General features: G+C 68.3%; 14 protein-coding genes and 2 pseudogenes. 6 read left to right on the top strand and 10 right to left on the bottom strand.

Annotation, left to right across the window (positions count from 1 at the left end):
* Window positions 1-14: 14 nt before the first annotated feature.
* From B5557_RS31765 to B5557_RS31755, 3 genes are read right to left on the bottom strand one after another with little or no spacing between them, the layout of a single operon-like run.
* A complete protein-coding gene (locus B5557_RS31765; protein WP_079662667.1) occupies window positions 15-1,085 on the bottom strand; it encodes a prenyltransferase/squalene oxidase repeat-containing protein in 1,071 nt (356 codons plus the stop codon).
* Window positions 1,082-1,825 carry a class I SAM-dependent methyltransferase gene (locus B5557_RS31760; protein ID WP_079662666.1) on the bottom strand — a complete coding sequence of 248 codons (744 nt, stop codon included), beginning with the start codon at window positions 1,823-1,825 and terminating at the stop codon, window positions 1,082-1,084. The genes B5557_RS31765 and B5557_RS31760 overlap by 4 nt, the downstream gene beginning before the upstream one ends.
* Window positions 1,819-3,291: a glycosyltransferase family 4 protein gene (locus tag B5557_RS31755; protein WP_079662665.1), complete on the bottom strand. Its 1,473-nt coding sequence runs from the start codon at window positions 3,289-3,291 to the stop codon at window positions 1,819-1,821. The genes B5557_RS31760 and B5557_RS31755 overlap by 7 nt, the downstream gene beginning before the upstream one ends.
* 231 nt (window positions 3,292-3,522) lie before the next feature.
* Between B5557_RS31755 and B5557_RS31750 the strand changes: the two genes are divergently transcribed.
* Window positions 3,523-4,179 (top strand): TetR family transcriptional regulator, encoded by a 657-nt coding sequence (locus tag B5557_RS31750; RefSeq protein WP_079662664.1) that lies wholly within the window; start codon window positions 3,523-3,525, stop codon window positions 4,177-4,179.
* 238 nt (window positions 4,180-4,417) lie between these two features.
* Here the strand turns inward: B5557_RS31750 and B5557_RS45440 are convergent, their stop codons facing one another.
* Window positions 4,418-4,627 carry a ferredoxin gene (locus B5557_RS45440; RefSeq protein WP_231976099.1) on the bottom strand — a complete coding sequence of 70 codons (210 nt, stop codon included), beginning with the start codon at window positions 4,625-4,627 and terminating at the stop codon, window positions 4,418-4,420.
* Window positions 4,628-4,759: 132 nt separating this feature from the next.
* Complete coding sequence (locus tag B5557_RS31740) at window positions 4,760-6,217, bottom strand: aldehyde dehydrogenase (protein WP_079662662.1); 1,458 nt, start codon at window positions 6,215-6,217, stop codon at window positions 4,760-4,762.
* Window positions 6,218-6,302: 85 nt separating this feature from the next.
* Here B5557_RS31740 and B5557_RS31735 point away from each other — a divergent pair, with 85 nt between their 5' ends.
* A complete protein-coding gene (locus B5557_RS31735) occupies window positions 6,303-7,328 on the top strand; it encodes an MBL fold metallo-hydrolase (RefSeq protein ID WP_079662661.1) in 1,026 nt (341 codons plus the stop codon).
* 69 nt (window positions 7,329-7,397) lie between these two features.
* On the opposite strand, the pseudogene B5557_RS45435 reads toward B5557_RS31735, so the two are convergent.
* Window positions 7,398-7,598 (bottom strand): annotated as a pseudogene (locus B5557_RS45435) (phosphotransferase); the annotation flags it as partial.
* Between the two features lie 83 nt (window positions 7,599-7,681).
* Here B5557_RS45435 and B5557_RS31725 point away from each other — a divergent pair.
* Together B5557_RS31725 and B5557_RS31720 are read left to right on the top strand one after the other, a co-directional pair.
* A pseudogene (locus tag B5557_RS31725) lies at window positions 7,682-8,212 on the top strand (ECF transporter S component); the annotation flags it as partial.
* Window positions 8,213-8,539: 327 nt separating this feature from the next.
* The gene (locus B5557_RS31720; protein WP_079662660.1) at window positions 8,540-8,962 is read left to right on the top strand and encodes a transglycosylase SLT domain-containing protein; all 423 of its coding nucleotides are present in this window, start codon (window positions 8,540-8,542) and stop codon (window positions 8,960-8,962) included.
* 151 nt (window positions 8,963-9,113) lie between these two features.
* Here B5557_RS31720 and B5557_RS31715 read toward each other — a convergent pair whose 3' ends face one another.
* The gene (locus B5557_RS31715) at window positions 9,114-10,349 is read right to left on the bottom strand and encodes a cytochrome P450 (RefSeq protein WP_079662659.1); all 1,236 of its coding nucleotides are present in this window, start codon (window positions 10,347-10,349) and stop codon (window positions 9,114-9,116) included.
* Window positions 10,350-10,523: 174 nt separating this feature from the next.
* Here B5557_RS31715 and B5557_RS31710 point away from each other — a divergent pair, with 174 nt between their 5' ends.
* Window positions 10,524-11,693 carry a steroid 3-ketoacyl-CoA thiolase gene (locus tag B5557_RS31710; RefSeq protein WP_079662658.1) on the top strand — a complete coding sequence of 390 codons (1,170 nt, stop codon included), beginning with the start codon at window positions 10,524-10,526 and terminating at the stop codon, window positions 11,691-11,693.
* Here B5557_RS31710 and B5557_RS31705 read toward each other — a convergent pair.
* Window positions 11,677-11,871: a DUF397 domain-containing protein gene (locus B5557_RS31705; protein ID WP_079662657.1), complete on the bottom strand. Its 195-nt coding sequence runs from the start codon at window positions 11,869-11,871 to the stop codon at window positions 11,677-11,679. The genes B5557_RS31710 and B5557_RS31705 overlap by 17 nt on opposite strands.
* Entirely contained in the window at window positions 11,852-12,679 is an 828-nt protein-coding gene (locus B5557_RS31700) for a helix-turn-helix domain-containing protein (protein ID WP_079662656.1), read from the bottom strand. Before B5557_RS31700 ends, B5557_RS31705 begins: the two co-directional genes overlap by 20 nt.
* Window positions 12,680-12,757: 78 nt before the next feature.
* On the opposite strand from B5557_RS31700, the gene B5557_RS31695 reads away from it, so the two are divergent.
* On the top strand, window positions 12,758-13,180 hold the full coding sequence (locus B5557_RS31695; protein WP_443031290.1) for an ATP-binding protein: 423 nt from the start codon (window positions 12,758-12,760) through the stop codon (window positions 13,178-13,180).
* Between the two features lie 880 nt (window positions 13,181-14,060).
* On the opposite strand, the gene B5557_RS46365 is transcribed toward B5557_RS31695, so the two are convergent.
* Entirely contained in the window at window positions 14,061-14,570 is a 510-nt protein-coding gene (locus B5557_RS46365; protein ID WP_079662655.1) for an SMI1/KNR4 family protein, read from the bottom strand.
* Between the last annotated feature and the right edge of the window lie 29 nt (window positions 14,571-14,599).

Below are 14,599 nucleotides of genomic sequence, written 5' to 3'. Positions count from 1 at the left end.
GGGCCACCGCGCCCTCAGGCGCAGCAGTCGACCTCGAGCCCGGAAGGAAGCAGTTCCCCGCCGAACACGGCACACGTCGCCTCATGTCCCCCGAGGGCGGCGACGGCCAGCAGCAGCGACCCGGCGGTCCACGTGGTCAGTTCCCGGGGCCAGATCGCCTCGTCCTCGAAGACGAGCCCGGTCCAGTACAGCCCCGACTCCGCGTCCCGCAGATGCTGGATCGACTGGAGGATCTCCAGCGCCCGATCGGACTCGCCCATCGCCCACAGCGCGAGGGCGAGTTCGGCGGACTCGCCCCCCGTCACCCACGGGTTGGGGACCACGCACCGCACCCCCAGTCCCGGCACCACGAACCGCTCCCAGTCCGCCTCGATACGGGACTTGGCCTCCGTGCCGGTCAACGCGCCGCCCAGCACCGGGTAGTACCAGTCCATCGAGTAGCGGTCCTTGTCGAGGAACCGCTCCGGATGCCGTCGTATGGCGTGCCGTAGCGCGCCGACCGCCAACTCCCAGTCGGGCTGGGCCTCTTCGCGCTGCCCGGCGATCGCCAGCGCGCAGCGCAGCGCCTGGTGGATCGAGGAGGAGCCGGTGAGCAGGGCGTCGGCGGTCGGGGCGCCGTCGTCCTCGCGCCGCCAGCCGATCTGCCCGCCGGGCTGCTGGAGCCGCAGCACGTACTCGACGGCCGCGTAGACGGCCGGCCACATGCGGTCCAGGAAGGTGTCGTCGCCGGTGGAGAGGTAGTGGTGCCAGACGCCGACGGCTATGTAGGCGACGAAGTTCGTCTCGCGCCCGCGGTCGGTGACCTCGTCGAAGGCGCCGTCCGCGTACGCCGCGAACCACGAGCCGTCGTCGTTCTGGTGCCGGGCCAGCCAGGTGTACGCCCGCTCGGCGGCCTCGTGCTCGCCCGCCGCGTCCAGCGCCATCGCGGCCTCGGTGTGGTCCCAGGGGTCGAGGTGGTGGCCCCGGAACCAGGGGATCGCACCGTCCTCGCGCTGCACGGCGAGGATCCCGGCGACGGTCGCGGCGGCCTGCTCGGCGGTGAGGACCCCGGGCAGGACGAGGTGTTCTGTCCGGGGGGTGGTCACTTGGCGGCCACCTCGGACAGCGCGGGAAGGTGCGGCTTGGTCGCGTACGCCACGAAGCTCTTGCCGATCAGCGGGTTCAGCGCCTGCTCGGCGACGCGGGTCGCGAGCGGCTTCTTCATGATGTCCCAGACCAGCAGCTTGTGGTACGCCCGCACCGGCAGCGCCTTGTCGTTGTCCACGCCAAACGCGCACTTGAGCCACCAGTACGGAGAGTGCAGCGCGTGGGCGTGGTGGGTGCCGTACGGCTTGAGTCCCGCCTCGCGGATCTTCGCGAGCAGTTCGTCCGCCTTGTAGATGCGGATGTGGCCGCCCTCGACCTCGTGGTAGGCGTCGGAGAGCGTCCAGCAGACCTTCTCGGGGCCGTAGCGCGGCACGGTGATCGCGATGCGGCCGCCGGGCTTCAGCACGCGCACCATTTCCGCGAGCACTCCCTTGTCGTCCGGGATGTGCTCCATGACCTCGGAGATGATGACGACGTCGAAGGACTCGTCGGGGAAGGGCAGCGCCAGGGCGTCGCCCTCCATGGCGGTGGCGGTGGCACCCTCGGGGGCCTCCCCGGCCTCCTTCATCGCCGCGAACCACTTGGCGACCTCGCGGATCTCCTCGCCGTTCTGGTCGAGCGCCACGACCTGGGCGCCCCGCCGGTAGCACTCGAAGGCGTGCCGCCCCGCCCCACAGCCGAGGTCCAGGACTCGGTCGCCCGGGGCGAGCGGGAACCGGGAGAAGTCGACGGTCAGCACGTGGCCCTGCTTTCGCGATCGGATGCTTCGGATACGACGCCGTCGGCGTCAACGGCGTCAACGGCGTCGACACCACGACCGGCGGCAACGGCCTCGGCGGTTTCGACGACGGCGGCTTCGGGGGCGGCGGGAGCCACGGCAGTACCTGCGCGGCGGCCGTCGGCTATCGCCTCGCGGTAGCGGGCCACGGTTCCCTCAGCGGCCCGCGCCCAGGTGAAACGGTCCAGCACCCGTTCCCGCCCGGCCGCACCCAGCCGGGCCCGCAGCGCGGGGTCGCCCAGGAGCCGGCTCAGGCCCGCGGCCAGCGCGCCTGCGTCGCCCGGCGGCACGGCCAGGCAGGTCTCCCCGTCGCGCCCGGCGACCTCGGGGATCGCCCCGCCGGTCGTGGCGAGCAGCGGGGTGCCTGTGGCCATGGCCTCGGCGGCCGGCAGGGAGAAGCCCTCGTACAGCGACGGCACGCAGGCGACCTCCGCCGAGCGCACCAGGTCGACCAGTTCGGCGTCGGAGATGCCCTTGACGAACTCGACGGCGCCTTCGAGGCCGTACCGCTCGATCGCCTGGGCGACCGGCCCTTCGTGCGGGCGCTTGCCGACGACGACGAGGTGGGCGCGCGGGTGCTCGGTGCGCACCTTCGCCAGCGCCTCGACGAGGAAGACCAGACCCTTGAGGGGGACGTCCGCGCTGGACGTCGTCACGATCCGGCCGGGTATCTGCGGCACGGCCGGGTTCGGCGAGAACAGGTCGGTGTCGGCGCCGATGTGGACGACGTGGATGCGGTCGTCGCGGACGCCGAGGTGGTCGACGATCTCCTGGCGGGAGGTGCCGGAGACGGTGAGCACGGACGGCAGCCGGCGCGCGACGCGCTTCTGCATGCGGGTGAACGCGTACCAGCGGCGCACGGAGTAGCGCCGGCGCCATCCCTCGGCGGCGTCCAGCTCCAACTGCCGGTCGACGGTGATGGGGTGGTGGATGGTGGTGACCAGGGGTGCGCCGAGGTCCCCCAACAGGCCGTAGCCGAGGGTCTGGTTGTCGTGCACGACGTCGAACTCCCCGCGCCGGGCGCGCAGATGACGGCGGGCACGCAGGGCGAAGGTCCGCGGCTCGGGGAACCCGCCGGTCCACATCGTCGCCACCTCGAGGGCGTCGATCCAGTCGCGGTACTCACCGCGCTTCGGGGTGCGGAAGGGGTCCGGCTGGCGGTACAGGTCGAGGCTGGGCAGCTCGGTGAGCGAGAGGCGGTCGTCATGGGCCGGGTCCACCGGGTCCAGCACCGGATAGGGCTGGGAGCCGATCACCTCGACGCGGTGACCGAGGCGGACGAGCTCACGCGAGAGATGCCGTACGTAGACGCCCTGGCCCCCGCAGAACGGGTTCCCCTTATAGGTGAGGAGCGCGATGTTGAGCGGTCGCTTGCCGTCGGCCGCGAGGTCATGCCGAGACCCCGCCTGACTGGCCTCAGCGGTCACTCCGGGCCCCCTTCTGCCTGCATGGTCCCGCGAGACTACGACGGGACGCTAATCTAGAACAAGTTTCAGACTTGATCGTCCGGGAGGCTCTGAATCTACCGGCAGGTAAGAGCGCTGGGAGCAGTGGATCAGGTGATTCACGCCACGACCGACCGCTCTGCCGAACCGCATGATCACCGCCCCTCACCGACTGTCACCAGGACTGTCACGGAACGGACCGGAACGAGACCCATGCCACCCACGCCAGCCACGCCCGCGGAAGCCAAGGGGAACGCGGAAGCCAAGGGGAGCAAGGCGCAGTCCTCGCCCCTCACCGAGCGGCAGGAGGCGCGCCGCCGCCGCATCCTGCACGCGAGCGCGCAGTTGGCCAGCCGGGGTGGGTTCGACGCGGTGCAGATGCGGGAGGTCGCGGAGTCGTCGCAGGTCGCCCTCGGCACCCTCTACCGGTACTTCCCGTCCAAGGTGCATCTGCTGGTCGCCACGATGCAGGACCAGCTGGAGCACATGCACGGCACGCTGCGAAAGAAGCCGCCGACGGGCGAGCGGGCGGCCGAGCGGGTCGCGGAGACGCTGATGCGGGCCTTTCGCGCACTGCAGCGCGAGCCGCACCTGGCGGACGCGATGGTGCGCGCGCTGACCTTCGCCGACCGAAGCGTCTCTCCGGAGGTCGACCAGGTCTCGCGTCAGACGACGGCGATCATCCTGGACGCGATGGGCCTCACCGATCCGACCCCCGAGCAGCTCTCCGCGGTCCGCGTCATCGAGCACACCTGGCACTCCGCGCTGATCACCTGGCTGTCGGGCCGCGCCTCCATCGCCCAGGTCCGAATCGACATCGAGACGGTGTGCCGCCTGATCGACGTGACGGACCCGCGCCCGCACGCATGACGCGACGGACCCACGCGCACAGAAAGGACCTACGAGACGATCGGGGGTCGCCTTCAGGCCCTGTCATGCAACCTTCAGGTCCCTCAGTCCGACCGTCGACGTCGGCCTCAGCGGATGCCCGTACCTCTCGGCGTCGCGCCCAAGTCGGCTACTCCGGTCGAACTCCCTCACTCGCCCCGTAGGCCACTAACAGAATAGAACACCTGAAGCGGTATGGAACACCCCAAAAGGGAAATTTTTACTCCTCCGGCGGGAAGACCGCCTCCCCGCTCCCCATCAGTGTGATCACGATCGCCTCCACCGGGCAGTTCTCCGCCGCCGCCAGCACCTGCTCGTTCGCGTCCGTGTCGGGGTCGACCGGATGGGACTGGCGCGCGGCGTCCAGCCGGAAGCCCTCGGGCGCTCGATGGAGGCACTGCGCGGAACCGATGCACAGCGAACGGTCCACGTCGACGTGCCACCGGTCGCCCGCCCCCGCGCTCGCCCCCGCCCCCGCGCTCGTCCCCGCCCCCGCGCTCGTCCCCGCCCCCGCACTCGGGCCCGCGCTCGAATCCGTTCGCGCGAGAGGTACCTCCATCCCTCAGCCCTCCCAGCCGGCCGGCAGATGGATCATCTTGTGCTCCAGGTACTCGCCGAAGCCCTCGGGCCCGAACTCCCGCCCCAGCCCGGAGTTCTTGTAGCCGCCGAACGGGCCGAGCATGTCCAGGCTGAAGGTGTTCACGGAGTACGTCCCCGTACGGACCTGGCGTGCGACCTCGATACCGTGCCCAACGTCGGCCGTCCAGACGCTGCCGCTCAGCCCGTAGTCGGAGTCGTTCGCGATCTTCACGGCCTCGGACTCGTCGCCGTAGGGCAGGAGGCAGATCACCGGTCCGAAGATCTCCTCGCGGGCGATCCGCATGGAGTTGTCGACGTCGCCGAAGAGGGTCGGCTCCACATACCAGCCGCGCTCCAGACCCGCCGGACGCCCGCCACCGGTGAGGATCTTCGCGCCCTCCTCCTGCCCGATCCGGATGTAGTCGAGGTTCCGACGCTGCTGCCGCTCGGCGACCAGCGGCCCGACCTGGGTCGCCGGGTCCATCGGGTCGCCGACGACCAGCGCGGCCGCCGCCGCGGCGAAGGCGTCCGCGAACTCGTCGTAGCGCGAGCGCGGCAGGAGGATGCGGGTCTGGGCCACACAGGCCTGCCCGTTGTTCATGAAGGCGGCCGAGACGATCCCGGGGACGGCCGTGGCAAGGTCCGCGTCGGGCAGCACGACCGCCGCCGACTTGCCGCCGAGTTCCAGGGTCACGCGCGTGAGATTGCGGGCGGCCACCTCCATGACCCGCTTCCCGGCCGCGACCGAGCCCGTGAACGCGACCTTGTCGACGCCCGGATGCCCGACCAGGTACTCGCTGACCTCGCGGTCCGCGGGCAGGATCGACAGCACGCCCTCCGGCAGCCCGGCCTCCCGCGTGATCTCGGCCAGCAGATACGCGTCCAGCGGCGACTCCGGGGACGGCTTCAGCACCACCGAGCAGCCGGTGAGCAGCGCGGGCGCGAGCTTGGCGGCGGCCACGAACTGCGGGACGTTCCAGGGAACGACGGCCGCGACCACGCCCACCGGCTCGCGCCGCACGAGGATCTTCCCGAGCACACCGTCGCGGCGCTCCTCGTACGTGAAGTCCCGGGCCACCTTGATCGCCGCGTCCCACACCATCATCGCGCCGAGGGCCTGCGCGAGGACACTCCAGGAGTACGGGGAGCCGTTCTCGGAGGAGATCACGCGGGCGATCTCCTCATGACGCAGGGCGATGCCGTCCTTGATGCGGGTGACCACGGCGATCCGCTCGTCGAGCGACAGCCGCGCCCAGGGCCCCTCGTCGAAGGCCCGCCGCGCCGCGGCGACGGCCCGGTCCACATCGGCCGTGGACGCGTGCGGGACCCGCCCGATGACCTCCTCGGTGTGCGGCGAGACCACCTCGATGACGTCCTTGCCCAGCGGGTCGGTCAATTCCCCGCCGATGAACAGCTGTCCGTGTTCCACGAGCTCGGCCATGGCCACTGCCTTCGTTTCTGACGGTGTTTCAGAAACTGATACCAGTTCTAGTTATAGTGGGCAATGGTCGTGAGACGGAGGGCAGATGACGAAAGCGTTCGATCATGGCGGGGGTGTGCGGTCGCTTCGGGTGCCCATCCCGGACAACCCGCTGGGGCACACGCTCGTCTACGTCGTCGACACCGACCGCGGGCCGGTGCTGATCGACGCCGGATGGGATGATCCCGCCTCCTGGGACGCCCTCACCGCGGGGCTCGCGGCCTGCGGTACGGATGTCGCCGAACTCCACGGTGTCGTCATCACCCACCACCACCCCGACCACCACGGTCTGTCGGCCAAGGCGCGGGAGGCGTCCGGGGCGTGGGTGGCGATGCACGCGGCGGACGCGTCGATCGTGCGGCGGACGCGGGAGACCCGCCCCGAGCGCTGGTACACGTACATGGCCGACAAGCTGGCCGCCGCCGGCGCCCCCGACGAGCACCTGGCCCCGCTGCGCACGGCCCGCCGCCGGACGCCGCCCGGGTTCTCCCCCGCGCTTCCCGACCGAGAGATCGTCCCCGGCGAACTCCTGGACCTGCCCGGCCGTCGGCTGCGCGCGATCTGGACGCCGGGCCACACCCCGGGCCATGTCTGCCTCCACCTGGAGGAGAGCCACCCGGCCGGACTCCCGGGCCACGGCCGTCTGTTCTCCGGCGACCATCTGCTCCCGGGGATCAGCCCGCACATCGGTCTCTACGAGGACCCCGACGACGCGACGGTCACCGATCCCCTCGGCGACTACCTCGACTCGCTGGAACGCGTCGGCCGTCTCGCCCCCGCCGAGATCCTCCCCGCCCACCAGCACGCCTTCACCGACGCCCCCTCCCGGGTACGGGAGTTGCTCACCCACCACGAGGACCGTCTCACGGACCTGTCGTCACTCCTGGCCGAACCCCTCACCCCCTGGCAGCTCGCCGAACGCATGGAGTGGAACCGCCCCTGGCAGCAGATCCCCTACGGTTCGAGGACCATCGCGGTCTCCGAGGCCGAGGCCCACCTCCGCCGACTCGTGAAACAGGGCCGCGCGGAGGCGGTGGCGGGCAGTGAGCCGGTGACGTACGTGGCGGTGTAATGCGCTCGCGGTGCGGGAGGGCCACCTGATACCAACGGCCGCATGGAACCCTTGGACCCCTCGGACCCCCACCAGGTCGGTGCGCGAGCCGTCGGACGGGGGTCGTACGGCGGGCGCGGGGTAGCCGTACTCCCGTACGTGCGCCATCACCGCGCCCTCGGCGGCGGCGTCGCCCCACCCGTCCCGGTCCCGGCGCAGCACCCACGCCTCGTCGATCTCGTACACGTCGGCCGTACGCCCCGAGCCGAGCAGTCTCCCCGTTACTGGCATGAACATGAACCTACCTCCGTCCACCTCCGCCCGTCCCTGTCCACCCTGTCCACAGCCACCCCTCAGGCCGTTCCCTACCTGCCGGTAGATTGACGATGTTCGCGTCCGCGCTGCTCACGGGCGGGGTGGGCCCGTGGATGCCGTTCCAGATGCTGGCGATGGGCTGGTTCACGATGGGCGCGGGCCTGCTGCCGGACGCGGGCGTGCTGCCGGACGCGGGCCTGCTGCCGGGCGCGGATCGCGTACGCGGCCTACGGGGCCGTATGGAGCTGGCCCTGCTGTCCCTCTACGGCTTCCTGGCCACCTTCGCCTACGGCACGGTGATGAACCTGGCCGGGTGGCCCTTCATGGGTGCGCTGGCCTCGGGCGTCGCCTTCGACCCGGACGGGTCGGTCCCGTCGAACCTGGCCCGCTTCGTCGCGTACTGCGTGGCGACCTCGCTGGGCTGGGACCTGGGCAGGGCGCTCGTCACGGTCGTCCTGACGCTCACCCTCGGCCCGACAGCGCTCAAGGCGCTCCGCAGAGCGACCCGCCGGGCGGCCTTCGAGGCCGCGGTCACATTCGAGGCCCCCGAGGGGACGGGGAAAGGGCCCCAGAAGACCGTTGCCCGGTGAAGCACCCCACATGACCCACATCACCTACTACCTGCCCTAGTCGGGCAATTCGGACGCCATGTCCACGCCATCATAGCCTCTGACCTGCGCATTGAGAGCCAGCTCACACAACCGACGACCCTCCCGAATACGACGACAACTAGCAAAAGGGGTCTTTGCGGGCGGCTCCCGATCCTGCTTCTCTGGATGACGTCGCACGGCGCCGACAAGCCCCCGGGCCCGGCGCCGACGCATGCAGCCACCCACCGCACACCACGCGGTGCGGCCACGCACCGCGTGACTCCGGCATGCAGCGACCGACTCTGTCCCCGAAGAAAAAGGTTCTCCGTGTCCGTCTCCGTCATCCGTCGCATCGCCAGCCCGAAGAAGGCCCTCACCACCGTCGCCGTGGCCGCCGCCACCGCCGGCATGGCACTGGCCGCGGCCCCCGCCCACGCCGCGACGTCATCCGTGAGCTCCGCCTCCCAGGCCCAGGCGATCGCGCACAAGATGATCCCGAACACGGCTCAGTACAACGCCTTCTCCAACATCGTGAAGCACGAGAGCGGCTGGGACGTCAACGCCACCAACGCCTCCTCCGGCGCCTACGGCCTCGTCCAGGCCCTCCCCGGCAACAAGATGGCCTCGGCCGGTTCCGACTGGAAGACCAACGCCAAGACCCAGATCAAGTGGGGCCTGGACTACATGAACTCGCGCTACGGCAGCCCCCTCGCCGCCTGGTCCTTCTGGCAGGCGAACGGCTGGTACTGAGCCACACCCCGAGCCACACCCCCCAAGAACGCGCGTTCCGCGCGACGAAGGCGGCGGCCCCCGATCCCCGGGGCCGCCGCTTTCGGCGTTTCGACCGCGTCAGCGTCCGCGTCCGCGTATCCGCAAGGAGCGTGCGTCGGCGCACCGTCACTCACGCCGCGCTGACTCTCAACTCCTTCACCCCGTTGATCCATGCGGACCGCAGCCGACGCGGATCGCCCACGAGCCGTAGGTCGGGCATGGCGTCGGCGATGGCGTTGAAGATGAGGTTGATCTCCAGCACGGCGAGCGACTTGCCGAGGCAGAAGTGGGGACCGCCCCCGCCGAACCCGAGGTGGGGGTTCGGATCCCGGGTGACGTCGAAGGAGTCGGGATTCTCGAACACCTCGGGGTCGCGGTTCGCGGAGGCGTAGAAGATCCCGACCCGGTCCCCCTTCCTGATCCGCTTCCCGCCGAGCTCGGTGTCCTGGGTGGCGGTCCGCTGGAAGGCGACGACGGGCGTGGCCCACCGCACGATCTCCTCGGCGGCGGTGCCGGGCCGCTGCGCCTTGTAGAGCTCCCACTGCTCGGGGTGGGTCAGGAAGGCGTGCATGCCGTGGGTGGTGGCGTTCCGGGTGGTCTCGTTCCCGGCGACGGCGAGCATGAGCACGAAGAAACCGAACTCGTCGGAGCTGAGGTTGCCCTCGTCCTCGGCGGCGACGAGCGTCGAGACGATGTCGTGAGCAGGGCACTGCTTCCGCTCGGCGGCCACGTTCATGGCGTACGCGAGGATCTCGGCGGCGGACTGCTGGCCGACCTCGGCGGTGATGGCGTACTCGGGATCGTCGTACGCGATCATCTTGTTGGACCAGTCGAAGATCTTGGCGCGATCGTCCTGGGGTATGCCGATGAGCTCGGCGATGGCCTGGAGGGGCAGCTCCGAGGCGACGGACGTGACGAAGTCGAAGGAACCGCCCTGCGCACGGGCACTCTCGACGATGGCGGTGGCGCGGTTGCGCAGCCGCTCCTCCAGCCCACGGATGGCCCGCGGCGTGAACCCGCGCTGCACGATCTGCCGCACCCGGGTGTGCTCGGGCGGATCCATGTTCAGCATGATCAGCCGCTGGGCGTCGATCGAGTCGCGCTGGATGTGCTCGTTGAACCGGATGATCGCGGTGTTGAGGTAGGAGGAGAAGATCTCGGGGTGGGTGGAGACGTACCGCACGTCGGCGTGCCGGGTCACCGCCCAGTACCCCTCGTCCTGGAACCCGGCGACGTTGCCCGTCTGAGGGATCCAGCGGACCGGTTCGGCGAGCCGCAGCTCGGCGAACTCCGGGAGCGGCACATGGTGTTGCAGCAGGTCGGGATCGGTGAAGTCGAACCCGTCGGGAATCGCTGGACAGGGCATCGGCGGCTCCAGCCATCTGGCGATGCAATCTGACGGTTCATCAGAAATAGATTGCCGAGAAGGTAGTTCAGGAGCCTTGAGCCTGCAAGACCCTTGCGGTGACGCACATCACGTCAGCAGACTGCACACAGCAGAGAACTAGAACACGTACTAGTTCCGAAGGGATCCGCACCCATGGCCGCCGAACCCGTGATCGTGGAAGCAGTCCGCACCCCCATCGGCAAGCGCGGCGGCGCGCTGGCCAACCTGCACCCCGCCTACCTCCTGGGCGAGACCTACCGCGAACTCCTCGGCCGCACCGGTATCCCCGCCGACGCGGTCGAGCAAATAGTCGGCGGCACGGTGACCCATGCCGGCGAACAGTCCATGAACCCCGCCCGCACCGCCTGGCTGACGATGGGCCTCCCGTACGAAACGGCGGCCACGACGGTCGACTGCCAGTGCGGCTCCTCGCAACAGGCCAGCCACATGACGGCGAACATGATCGCGGCGGGCGTCATAGACGTCGGCATCAGCTGCGGCGTCGAGGCGATGAGCCGTGTCCCGCTCGGCTCGGGCTCGAAGCACGGCCCCGGGAAACCGTTCCCGGAGGAATGGAACGTCGACCTCCCCAACCAGTTCGAGGCGGCGGAACGCATAGCGCGCAACCGCGGCCTGACGAGGGAGGAAGTGGACGGACTCGGCCTGCTCTCCCAGGAACGAGCGGCGGTGGCCTGGTCGGAGGAACGCTTCAAACGCGAGACCTTCGCCGTCCAGGTCCCGACGACGGAGGACGAACAGTCGGCAGGCCAGGGCATGTGGCGCCTGGTCGACCGGGACGAGGGCCTACGCGACACCTCACCGGAGGCCCTGGCACGCCTGAAGCCGGTCATGCCGACGGCAATGCACACGGCCGGCAACTCGTCCCAGATCAGCGATGGCGCGGCGGCGATCATGTGGTCGTCGAAAAGGATGGCAAGGGCCCTGAAGCTGAAGCCGAGGGCGAGGATCGTGGCCCAGGCCCTGGTGGGCGCGAACCCGCACTTCCACCTGGACGGCCCGATCGACGCGACGCGTGCGGTCCTGGGCAAGGCGGGGATGACGTTGAAGGACATCGACGTCGTCGAGATCAACGAGGCGTTCGCGTCAGTGGTGTTGAGCTGGGCGAAGGTCTTCGACCAGACCTTGGACAAGGTCAACGTGAACGGCGGCGCAATCGCCCTGGGCCACCCGGTCGGAGCGACGGGCGCCCGCCTGATCACGACGGCCCTTCACGAACTGGAGCGCACGGACAAGGAGTTCGCCCTGATCACCATGTGCGCGGGCGGCGCACTGGCAACGGGCACGATCATCCAGCGGCTGTAGCAGCCTCCGCCGTCCAGGACAGGAAGGTCGAGAACGCGGCGGGCTTGAGCGTGAGGATCGGGCCCGCCGGGTTCTTGGAGTCGCGGATGGCGATGGTGGCGGTGAGCGTCTCGGCGATCTCGACGCAGTTGCCGCCCTGGTCGCCGCTGTAGCTGGACTTACGCCAGTTGTTCTCCATAACGTTCCTCCATTACACGCCGGATCAGCTCCGCCGAGTCCCTGAGGGAGAGGGCAGCGGCCCGAAGATGATCGTAACGGAGCGAGCAGTCTTTTACGGTGTCCGGGTTGGCGGTGGGATGCCCGCTGCCGTAGCCCTCTGTGTAGACGATGGTCGGGTCGCCGACGAAGCGGTAGATGTCGAACGAGCCTTGTAGTCCCGCGTGCGCTCCAGATGTGAACGGCAGGATCTGGATGTTGACCCGGGGGTCGTCCTCGAAGGTCAACAGGTGCGTCAGTTGGCCTCGCATGACATCCCGGCCGCCGATCTCCTGATGAAGTGCGGCCTCGCTGAGAACTGCCCAAAAGACAGGCGGCTCCTTCTTCTCGAAGATGCGCTGGCGGGCCATCCTCACCGCGGTGCGGTCGTCGAGGTTGCGCCGATCCAGAGCGCCGAGCACCGCACGGGCATACGCGGCGGTCTGGAGGAGACCGAGGATCATGTGCGTTTCGAACGAGCAGATTTCGACAGCCCTTGCTTGCAGCTCAGCCACCTGCTGGAACCACGCCGGAAGTTGAGATCGCAGCACAAGCTCGACGAGCCGCGAGAACAACCCACCGGTGCCGAGGGCGGCATCCACCCGCTCACTGAACTCAGGGGTGGGAACCTTCCGGGCGGTCTCAACTTGCCCAACCAGCGACCCGGTGTAGTTGAGGATGTCCCCGAGCTGCCGCTGCGTAAGTCCAGCCGCCTCCCGCAACCGACGCAGCTCGAAGCCGTAGTAGTCGAGCGGCGAAGCACCGGGGTCGAGGACGTTGATGTGGGTCACGAGGAGTCCCCTCTCACGCAAGCACGCGTTGCATTCAGACTGTAGCCCAGAGTAGTTGGACCAGGTCACCCTCGTACCGTGAACGGAAACTTCCCCTCCACGTACGCCTCCCCCACCCCCACCCAGTACCGCATGACCCTCACAGCCGGCGCCCACTCAGCCCGCCACATCCGCCGAATCGCCCGCAGATTCCTGACGGACTGGAACCTGGAGCCCCTGACAGACACGGTCGAACTGGCGGTAACGGAACTGATCGCCAACGTGGTCCGCCACGTCCCGGACCGCCGCTGCACACTGCTCTTGCTGAGGCAGCCGACGGGAGTCAGGGTCGAGGTAACGGACGCCTACGGCCAACTCCTCCCCATTCCAACGGAGTTGCAGCCGGACTCGGAAGGCGGGCGCGGCCTGTTCCTCCTGGACGCGCTGGTCGACAAGTGGGGCGTGACGCCGGCACCCGGGGGTGGAAAGACGGTGTGGTTCGAGTGCGAAGGCTCAGCCTGATTCGTCACTCAAGGACGAGACCTTCTGGCCCATCCTTGCCCGCACTCCAAAGGACCGCTTTACCGTCGGACTCGCCAGCACACAGAGTGCCGGAACAACCGCTACTAAAACGAACGAGCACGGAGGTCGACCCACCCACCCGGAACGCCCTGCGTCCACTTGCGCCAGGTGCTTGCTCACGACTCTGCCCGACCACAGCCAAGTTGCGCCCGCAGCGCGGGCGCAGCCCGTGCAACCTCGGCGCGAGGGTCGGCAAGTGGGGGCGCGTCGTCGGCATCCAAGGGCGGGAAGACGTCGTGCTTCAAGTCAACGAAGACCCCAGGGCGTAAGGACAGAATCCCAAATGGATGGCAGATATAAACACCCTAATTTCCATCACTCTTCACGGGAGGACTCAGGCAATCAAAAAGGATACGAGATGCCGCCGAATCGAAATAGAATGATCCCACATACTCACCTTGGGTTACCTTCGAATTAAAGTTGTCACTCGCGATCCACTTTGCGCCCGGAGGCAGTAGTTGCTTGATTTTGACCGGGAGGCTCGGGAGTGATGCGTTCCGGAAGTCAAATGCGGGATCGCTGGAAATTGCGCGAACGACATCAGCTTCTTGCGGCGTCAAAATTCCGACCAGGCGAACGTCAGAAGGGGCCGGAAGCCGCGACTTTCCCGAGTTAAGGACAACCCCACACCAGGACGCGGATGCAATTCTCCCAAACTCGTCAAATCTGTTTACAATTTGTGCCGTTTCCTTCCGAACCAGACATTCTGGCCCAGAAGATCCATTTACCTCTGAAGCGGTTTGCCTAGCCCCACACGCCCCAGTCGATGCAGCAATCAACAGGGCCATCAGACAGCCTCCGAGGCGCTTATACTCAGACCTCACCCTAGCCGCCCTCCCGAATTACTGACCGAGGTCGTTCCCGATTTCACGTACTCGTATAGGAATTCACTGAAGGAGTCTGCCACGCGGATCGGCGAGGTGGAGTCCTCAGTGACGCAATAGACAGCCCCGTCTTCGCTCAGGCTCACGTAGTAATAGATGTAGCCTTGATGCGAGGCCACCATTAGGGCATCCGTCAGGTCGCACGCTATGCCGAACTCCGCACACATGGATTCCGCACTCGACCGCATTCCGAGGGTAGCGGGATAGAAAATTACCTCAGAGGACAGCGTGCGCCCCGAACCGGCACCCATACATCCAAGGAAATCTGCATATTCCGAGTCCAAGCGGACGCCTTGGGCGCGTGAGATCTCCTCCAACACGTCCCCCGAAACCCCTCGAGACTCACGGTGATCGATAAGCCCCTCGTCGACCAGCCGAGAATAAACGGTCCAGAATGCTCCGTTAGGAAATGTGGGGCGCGGAGGGTTCCTCCGAAGGAACTTCATGACCCACAGGCTTCATAGTTGGTGTGGAT

The sequence above is a fragment of the Streptomyces sp. 3214.6 genome (assembly GCF_900129855.1).
GTDB lineage: Bacteria > Actinomycetota > Actinomycetes > Streptomycetales > Streptomycetaceae > Streptomyces > Streptomyces soliscabiei.
This window is presented reverse-complemented; position numbering and strand designations above follow the sequence as displayed.

Bases quoted from the DNA above. Each gene is read 5' to 3' on its own strand.
- B5557_RS31735 (WP_079662661.1), top strand. From the start codon at position 6,303: ATGACGAAAGCGTTCGATCATGGCGGGGGTGTGCGGTCGCTTCGGGTG.
- B5557_RS31705 (WP_079662657.1), bottom strand. From the start codon at position 11,871: ATGGAGAACAACTGGCGTAAGTCCAGCTACAGCGGCGACCAGGGCGGC.
- B5557_RS31710 (WP_079662658.1), top strand. From the start codon at position 10,524: ATGGCCGCCGAACCCGTGATCGTGGAAGCAGTCCGCACCCCCATCGGC.
- B5557_RS31750 (WP_079662664.1), top strand. From the start codon at position 3,523: ATGCCACCCACGCCAGCCACGCCCGCGGAAGCCAAGGGGAACGCGGAA.
- B5557_RS31740 (WP_079662662.1), bottom strand. From the start codon at position 6,217: ATGGCCGAGCTCGTGGAACACGGACAGCTGTTCATCGGCGGGGAATTG.
- B5557_RS31715 (WP_079662659.1), bottom strand. From the start codon at position 10,349: ATGCCCTGTCCAGCGATTCCCGACGGGTTCGACTTCACCGATCCCGAC.
- B5557_RS46365 (WP_079662655.1), bottom strand. From the start codon at position 14,570: ATGAAGTTCCTTCGGAGGAACCCTCCGCGCCCCACATTTCCTAACGGA.